General features: G+C 42.9%; 7 protein-coding genes. 1 reads left to right on the top strand and 6 read right to left on the bottom strand.

What is annotated here, in order from left to right; genetic code table 11:
- Window positions 1–115: 115 nt before the first annotated feature.
- From trxB to FHS10_RS24285, 6 genes are all read right to left on the bottom strand, one after another.
- Window positions 116–1,072 (bottom strand): thioredoxin-disulfide reductase, encoded by a 957-nt coding sequence (gene trxB / locus FHS10_RS24310; protein WP_259096108.1) that lies wholly within the window; start codon window positions 1,070–1,072, stop codon window positions 116–118.
- Between the two features lie 73 nt (window positions 1,073–1,145).
- Complete coding sequence (locus tag FHS10_RS24305) at window positions 1,146–2,318, bottom strand: dipeptidase (protein WP_259096105.1); 1,173 nt, start codon at window positions 2,316–2,318, stop codon at window positions 1,146–1,148.
- Window positions 2,319–2,357: 39 nt separating this feature from the next.
- Complete coding sequence (locus FHS10_RS24300) at window positions 2,358–2,771, bottom strand: DUF3592 domain-containing protein (RefSeq protein WP_259096104.1); 414 nt, start codon at window positions 2,769–2,771, stop codon at window positions 2,358–2,360.
- A 13-nt stretch (window positions 2,772–2,784) separates the two neighbouring features.
- Window positions 2,785–3,195: a DUF3592 domain-containing protein gene (locus FHS10_RS24295; protein WP_259096102.1), complete on the bottom strand. Its 411-nt coding sequence runs from the start codon at window positions 3,193–3,195 to the stop codon at window positions 2,785–2,787.
- A 95-nt stretch (window positions 3,196–3,290) separates the two neighbouring features.
- Window positions 3,291–4,919: an acyl-CoA carboxylase subunit beta gene (locus FHS10_RS24290; protein ID WP_259096100.1), complete on the bottom strand. Its 1,629-nt coding sequence runs from the start codon at window positions 4,917–4,919 to the stop codon at window positions 3,291–3,293.
- Window positions 4,920–5,186: 267 nt separating this feature from the next.
- On the bottom strand, window positions 5,187–6,155 hold the full coding sequence (locus FHS10_RS24285) for an AraC family transcriptional regulator (RefSeq protein ID WP_259096098.1): 969 nt from the start codon (window positions 6,153–6,155) through the stop codon (window positions 5,187–5,189).
- A 90-nt stretch (window positions 6,156–6,245) separates the two neighbouring features.
- Between FHS10_RS24285 and FHS10_RS24280 the strand changes: the two genes are divergently transcribed.
- The gene (locus tag FHS10_RS24280) at window positions 6,246–7,472 is read left to right on the top strand and encodes a macrolide family glycosyltransferase (RefSeq protein ID WP_259096096.1); all 1,227 of its coding nucleotides are present in this window, start codon (window positions 6,246–6,248) and stop codon (window positions 7,470–7,472) included.
- The last annotated feature ends 343 nt before the right edge of the window (window positions 7,473–7,815 follow it).

The following is a 7,815-nucleotide window of genomic DNA, read 5'->3' as shown; positions in this document are numbered from 1 at the left end:
TAAAACAAATTAAACAATAAATAGATATTTGAATTTACAGCAATAAAACATTAGTAATAAAAAAGAGGCTGATCATGATTTATGATACAGCCTCAAGATGAGGCCGGGGCTTCTATTACGCCGTTACCACATGCTCTTTAGCAGCAAGGTATCTTTCGGCATCAATGGCGGCCATACAGCCGGTACCGGCTGCGGTTACAGCCTGGCGATAGATGTGATCCTGGGCATCACCGCAGCAGAAAACCCCTTCAACGTTGGTTTCTGTTGATCCCGGGCGGGTAATGATATAGCCTGTTTCATCCATATTTAACCAGCCTTTAAAAATATCGGTGTTGGGGTGGTGACCAATCGCCACAAAAAATCCGGTTACATCCAGGTCAGTTTCAGTGTTAGTGCTGTTGTTAATCACTTTAACACCGGTTACGCTTTGTCCGTCGCCCATAATTTCTTTGGTTTCGGTGTTGTAAAGGATCTCGATATTAGGTGTGTTCTTCACGCGGTGTACCATCGCTTTTGAGGCACGGAACTCGTCCCTGCGAACGATCATGTATACCTTGCGGCAAAGTTTAGCCAGGTACGTTGCTTCTTCGGCGGCGGTATCACCGGCACCTACTATGGCTACGTCCTGTCCTTTAAAAAAGAAGCCATCACATACAGCACAGGCCGAAACGCCAAAGCCGCTGTATTTTTGCTCGGATGGTAAGCCAAGCCATTTTGCAGATGCACCAGTAGAAATAATAACGGTATCGGCCAAAATAGTTTTCACTTCATCAACCACCACTTTGTGTGGCAGACTGGTAAAATCAACCGAACTAACATAACCAAAACGAATTTCGGTACCCAGGCGTTCGGCTTGTTTTCTGAAATCTTCCATCATTTCGGGGCCCATAATACCTTCAGGATAACCCGGGAAATTCTCTACATCAGTAGTTTGGGTAAGTTGCCCACCGGCCAATAAACCGGTGTACATTACGGGCTTCAAATCGGCCCTTGAGGCATATATAGCGGCTGTGTAACCAGCCGGACCAGATCCAATGATCAGGCATTTTACGTGTTCTAATTCTTCAGACATTGTTATAAAAATGTATGCGAATTTACGTTTTTAAACACTATTTAACAAGCTAAATATAGTCAGCGCTTTGCCATCATTTGCCCGTATTAGCCTTCAACACCCGCATCACATTACCACCTAATATTTTATCGATATCCTTTTCAGAATAATTCAGCTTCAACAATTCTTCGGTGATCTTGGGATAATCAGTTACACTATCCAAACCCAAAGGATAGGATTCGGCACCGTCAAAGTCAGATCCTATGCCCACGTAATCAACCCCAATCAGTTTTACAATGTAATCTATATGATGGATAAGCAAACTCAGTGGCGGGCGAATTTTGTCCGACTCCGTTTTATACATCACATTCAGCCTGATGTTGGCCAAATCGCCGTCGTTATAAATTTTGGTAAGCGAATCCAGTTCGGCTTTATGCTGATGCAAAAACACAGCCACTTTTGGCGAATAGGTGCTATCCACAAAACCGCTGTAAAAATTAAGGCAAACCACTCCCCCATTTTTAGCCAAAGCCTTTAGCTGGTCATCCTTTAAATTCCTGCGACTTGGATCGATACTCCAGGCGCAACTGTGCGATGCGATAACGGGTTTTGATGTAGTGGCCAGCACATCATAAAAAGTGCGCTCGCCCACGTGCGACACATCAACCATAACCCCCAGTTGGTTCAGGTGCTTCACTATCTGTTTGCCGTAGTCTGTAAGACCAAGATGCGGCAGGCTATCTTTTTTGGTAACCTCGTCTCTTGCAGATGTTGCCCATGAGGTGCTGTTATTCCAGGTGAGGGTTAAATAGTTCATGCCGCGCTTGGCCAGGCTATCGATGTAATCCATCCGGTCTTCAATCATATGACCACCCTCCACACCTATCAGCGCCGCCAGTTTTTTTTGCGCCACCGCTTTTTTTAGTTCGGCACTATTGTGTACCAGGGTAATTTTATCGGGGTTGCGTTTTATAAGCGCGTATAAAGAATCAATCTCGCGGTTGGCAAAAGCAAATGCGGTCCCCTTGCCATAGTTTTCACCACACCAGATAGAAAAGATCTGCGCATCCAGTCCGCCCTCTTTAGCCCGCACCAGGTCAAAATCACCTTCAGTTTGGCGTTTGCCCAAGTCAAATTTAGTGATCAACTCGTTTGATAAAACATCGTTATGCGTATCAATTAAAATAGCCTTTTGATGAATTTGCTGCGCATTTTGCGCCGATAGCCTTAATGAAAACAGTAATAAAGGGAATAACAGTTTTTTCATGCCTCAAGATAGGAATTTAGACATTATGTTGTGACGATTTTAAAAGAATACGGCTACAAGCATCATAATGACACCACATGCAGCTATTAGATGACCAACAGCGTTACCTGTAAGGTTGTCGACTATAAAGTTATCCTTTTCAGTGGGATCGTAGATAATTTTCACCTGTTCGCCAATGCTATATAACGTCATACTATAGCCTACCAAACTACTACGGGTTATTGTTTCATTATTAATGGTTTGATACGTAAAAACCGGGTAATACCTTTTTTTTACCCCATCCATCTTTTCATCTATCCTTACTACTTTACCGAGAACCCGGACACCGTTTTTTACGAGTTGACTACGCAGAAATATTTTTATAACGCCAAACCCGAAAACAAAAAAACCGAGCATGCCCAAAATTACGCGAACTCCATTGTTATCAATAGCAGTTTTGAGGGCAAATAACATATTGGTTACTCTGTTAATATTGGTGCAATATAAAATAAATAACCACGCTAATAATTAAAGTCAAACCCACAATTATAAACACCGGCCCTAATAGTTTACTATGCCAGTTATCGATCATAAAATATTCATGATCCTCCAGGCTGTATATTACTTTAACCGTTTCCCGTTCTTTAAACGCAGGCGGACTGCTGCCAATTTCATATCTCTTAGTTACCCACTCTTTTTCTAAAGTGATATACCTAATTACAGGGTAGTAAGTACCAACATCGCGGCCCTCACCGTCATACTCATTTTCCATTACAACTCCATCTACCTTAACCCCTGTTTTGACAAGCTTACTGCGTTCGGTTATTTTACCAATTCCCCAAACTGTAAAAAAAGTACCGCCAGTTAGCAATATAATTTCGTCTACTGTTATGTTCATTTTTTTGTCTGAACCTTGATTTATAGGGTTAATGAATTAGCGTGATTCCGGAAAAATCTTGATACTTGATACTAACTACTTGATACTCCCTTCCCCTACGTTTGTATCACTCCCACATTAAATGCTTTCTCAATTGGCGCGTGATTAGCGGCTTCGATGCCCATGGAGATCACTTTGCGGGTTTCCAGTGGATCAATGATGCCATCAACCCAAAGCCGGGCTGCTGCGTAGTATGGGGTGGTTTGGGAGTTATACCTATCTGTAGTTTGTTTTAGCAGCTCCTGTTCTTTTACTTCGTCAATTTCTTCGCCTTTTGCTTTTAGCCCGGCCGACTGCATTTGCACCAGCACCTTAGCCGCCTGCGCACCGCCCATCACAGCTATTTTTGCCGATGGCCAGGCGTAGATCAGCCTTGGGTCATAAGCTTTGCCGCACATAGCGTAGTTGCCTGCACCGTAGGAATTGCCTACTACGATGGTAAATTTGGGCACCACCGAATTGGCTACAGCGTTCACCATTTTGGCACCATCTTTTATGATGCCACCCTGCTCACTCCGGCTGCCTACCATAAAGCCGGTAACATCCTGCAAAAACACTAAGGGGATCTTTTTTTGATTGCAGTTCATGATAAAGCGGGTTGCTTTATCTGCCGAGTCGGAATAAATAACGCCGCCAAACTGCATCTCGCCTTTTTTTGATTTGATCACTTTACGCTGATTGGCTACAATGCCTACCGCCCAGCCGTCTATGCGGCCCAGGCCGCATATGATAGATTGACCATAGCCATCTTTATAAGGTTCAAATGCCGAATCATCTAACAACCGTTTAATAATTTCCATCATATCATAGGCCTTTTCGCGGTTATCAGGCAGTATCCCATAGATATCTTTAGGATCGAGCTTGGGAGCAACAGGTTTGACCCTGTCGAAACCGGCTTTGTTATAGTCGCCCATCATGCTCATGATGTTGCGGATGGAATCGAGGCAGGCCTGGTCGTTAGGCTGTTTATAGTCGGTTACGCCCGAGATTTCGCAGTGCGTTGTAGCACCGCCGAGGGTTTCGTTGTCTACATCCTCGCCAATGGCCGATTTTACCAGGTATGATCCCGCCAGGAAAACCGAACCGGTACCTTCCACAATCATGGCCTCATCGCTCATGATAGGCAAATAAGCACCACCCGCCACACATGAGCCCATAATGGCCGAGATTTGAACTATGCCCATACTGCTCATCATGGCATTGTTACGAAAAATGCGACCAAAGTGCTCTTTATCCGGAAAGATCTCATCCTGCAAAGGCAAATACACCCCTGCCGAATCGACCAAATAAATAATAGGCAATCGGTTTTCCATGGCTATTTCCTGGGCACGCAGGTTTTTCTTGGCCGTAATAGGGAACCAGGCACCGGCTTTAACAGTAGCATCATTAGCTACAATAACACATTGCCGGCCAGACACATAACCAATGCCACAAATTACGCCTCCGGAGGGACAGCCGCCGTGCTCGGCATACATGCCGTCGGCAGTAAAAGCGCCAACCTCAAGCCAGGGTTTATCTTTATCTATTAAATAAGCCACACGTTCGCGGGCCAGCATTTTGCCTTTTTCTTTTTGTTTGGCAGCAGCCTTTTCGCCACCGCCCAGGTATACTTTTTTAAGCCGGGTGTTTAGTTCATAAACAAGCTGCTTATTTATATCTTCATTAATATTAAAAGCGATATCCATAATTGGTTTTTATAGGAAACGTAATTTAAGGAAAATTACGGTGGTAAAGCTAATGAATTCAGTGGGCAGTTTACAGTGGGCAGTTTGAAGTGAAATCAAAATTATACGCCAAAATGTAAAACCGCGGAAGGTTAACAGCGCGATTGTTAAGCGTTTCTATAGTTTATTTGTATTGATGGCTTTAAAAGTCATCAATACTGCAAAATTGTATATTAATTCCCAGGAGCTGTAGCAGTGTATTCTTCTTGCACTTGTCTAATATTGGTTCTATAAATTATCAGATCGTGAAATACTTGCCGCGGCGTATTTTTTTGGTTTTAGTCCTATGTGCTTTTCAAAAATGCGGGTAAAATGGCTCAGATTGGTAAAACCCAACCGATAGCCGGCCTCGGATACCGAAAGCTTTTCTTTTTTGATGAGATAGGCCGCTTCAATCATCCGGGCCAATTGATAATAAGCATAAATGCTATTGCCGAAGATCTGCTTAAATAACCGGTTCATTTTGCTCTCGCTCATGTTGGCAAGCCGCGTTAATTCCGACAAATTAGGGTTGGTACCCAGGTCTTCTATTAATTTATCCCTTATTAAATACATCATTTTAACATCGGCCGCATTAAGCGAATAACCGGCAACCTGCCGGCGTTTTAGCAGCTCCACAAAAAACAGGTAGATCATTTCCTGGGCTTTTAGTTTAATGTAAAAACTATCCATTGGCTCGGGTACGCCGGCGGCGATAATCTGGGCGGCTACCTGCTGAATTTCGGCAGAAATAATTTCGTCATATAAATAAGGCTGTTTGCCCGATATGATGTTTTGAAGCAGCGTGTTCTCATTTTTTTGATTGAACAGGTCTTTCAGTAAATCGGTATGTACAATAATAAGGATGGTGTTGATCCTGGTATTGGCCAGGGCAACAACCTCTATGTCGATGTCCGATGACGATACCTGTACCGATGGCAACTGCCTGTTATTTTGATCAGGGAAAATATTGCGGAAGCTAAACGTTATCTCGTTTTTACCCTGCTGCGCCCCGGTCCGTTTAAGTGTGATATCTTCATTAAGTACAACCTGGTTTATCATCACCCTCATTAGCCTTCCCAAATCGTAAAACTTCATATAGCCTTTACCGAAGGTTTCAGGAAAAACAAGTATGCCATTTTCTATTTCACTGCCGGTGAGGCTTGCGAGGGCACTTATTAAACCAGCGCCTGTTGACGATGACGATTCAAATATCATTTACTGTACTGGACTATTAAATGACTAAATATAGCTATTTTATCATTTAACAGGCAAGTAATTTTGTTTTCACAAAAGATAAAAAATACCATGTCAAAAATATTGTTATTAAGTATGCCTTCACACGGTCACATGAATCCGCTGTTGGGCTTAGCTGCCCAACTCATTAAAAAGGGTGAAGAAGTTGCTTTTTTTACTTCGGTTGAATTCAAAGAAGCGGTTGAAGAGATAGGAGCCGAATTTGAGTACTACAAAGAAGACCTGAACTTATTTAAAAAGCGCACTGCCGCACCGCCAGATTCATCTCCTGCAGCCGAAACTCAGAAACCCAAACCCGGCCTTATCGGCGCGTTTTTAAATCCAGTTAAATTTATTGACGCTATTTTGGATGATATTAAAGGGCGGAATTTCGATTACCTGGTTTGCTCGGCGGCCTACCCTTATGCCACCGTAATTGGCCAGATATTGAATATTCCGGTTGTGTCATCGTACGCGGTTTTTGCTACCATTAAAGAATTGATGGACAAAAACACGCCTGGTAAAGGACTCATGGGCTTAAGTGCAGAGTTTACAGATGAGTTTAAAACGGTAAGACAGGATTTAATAGAAAAATACCAGGTACAGATCCCCGAAAATATCATCGATCTATTGTTCAACAAAGGCGACCTGAACATCATCTACACCTCCAAATATTTTGTTCCGCATCCCGAAAATTACGACGATAGTTTCATTTTTATCGGTCCGCCGATATTTGATAAAAAGTACAATGTCGATTTTCCATTTGAAAAGCTGGAGGGCAAAAAGGTGGTTTACATTTCGCTGGGCACTATATTCGGCAACCATTCCGCCGATCTTAATCAATTATTTTTTGACAGCTTTGCCGATACCGATGCTATTGTGGTAATGGCTGCTTATGATGTGGAACTGTCAAAATATAAGGTACCCGATAACTTTATCATCAGAAGTTTTGTACCACAACTCGAACTGTTGAAATACGCCACAGTAGCTATAACCCACGCAGGTATGAATAGCATCGGCGATCTGCTTTATCATAAAGTTCCCTTTGTATCCGTCCCCTTAGGTGCCGACCAATTTTACATGGCTAACCGCGCGCAGGAATTAGACGCCACCATTGTTTTGGATGTTGATACACTTACCCCGGATATTTTAACCGATGCAGTAGAAAAGGTATTGACAACTCCCACCTACCGGGAAAATATTGAAAAGATAAGTGACTCGTTTATTGAAGCCGGTGGATATAAAAAAGCGGTAGAAGAGATTTTTGAATTGAAGAAGTTAAAGGGTCTGACCGGGTAAAAGCATGGGAAAATAAAAATAAAGTTTGTGCTTTTTGCCCTCTTTGCGGCTCGCCGGAGAGAGGGAGGTCCAGCGAAGCGTAGACCGGGTGAGTCGTCCCTTGGTTAGTTTAAGCCTGAGATTAGCCTGTCTCTTCAGAGATTCTTCAAAGCCACTGGAGAGGCCGGTTGACTACTTAGGCCTTTATACTTTGCAGGTTTCTCCCAAGATTGTATTAAAAGAGACCTGGAACACTAATGCATCATGCCCATTCTTCGAACAACACCGATGAACTAATGAACCAATAAACCAAATTAAAACTTTCCTCTCCCTCATGTTGTTATCCTAATAATTAACATCACCA

Origin of the sequence: Mucilaginibacter dorajii (assembly GCF_024808255.1) — a bacterium.
Lineage (GTDB): Bacteria > Bacteroidota > Bacteroidia > Sphingobacteriales > Sphingobacteriaceae > Mucilaginibacter > Mucilaginibacter dorajii.
The sequence above is the reverse complement of the archived record's forward strand: the minus strand, read 5'-3'. Positions and strand labels throughout refer to the sequence as shown.

Bases quoted from the DNA above. Each gene is read 5' to 3' on its own strand.
- FHS10_RS24300 (WP_259096104.1), bottom strand. From the start codon at position 2,771: ATGTTATTTGCCCTCAAAACTGCTATTGATAACAATGGAGTTCGCGTA.
- FHS10_RS24295 (WP_259096102.1), bottom strand. From the start codon at position 3,195: ATGAACATAACAGTAGACGAAATTATATTGCTAACTGGCGGTACTTTT.
- FHS10_RS24285 (WP_259096098.1), bottom strand. From the start codon at position 6,155: ATGATATTTGAATCGTCATCGTCAACAGGCGCTGGTTTAATAAGTGCC.
- FHS10_RS24280 (WP_259096096.1), top strand. From the start codon at position 6,246: ATGTCAAAAATATTGTTATTAAGTATGCCTTCACACGGTCACATGAAT.
- trxB (WP_259096108.1), bottom strand. From the start codon at position 1,072: ATGTCTGAAGAATTAGAACACGTAAAATGCCTGATCATTGGATCTGGT.
- FHS10_RS24290 (WP_259096100.1), bottom strand. From the start codon at position 4,919: ATGGATATCGCTTTTAATATTAATGAAGATATAAATAAGCAGCTTGTT.
- FHS10_RS24305 (WP_259096105.1), bottom strand. From the start codon at position 2,318: ATGAAAAAACTGTTATTCCCTTTATTACTGTTTTCATTAAGGCTATCG.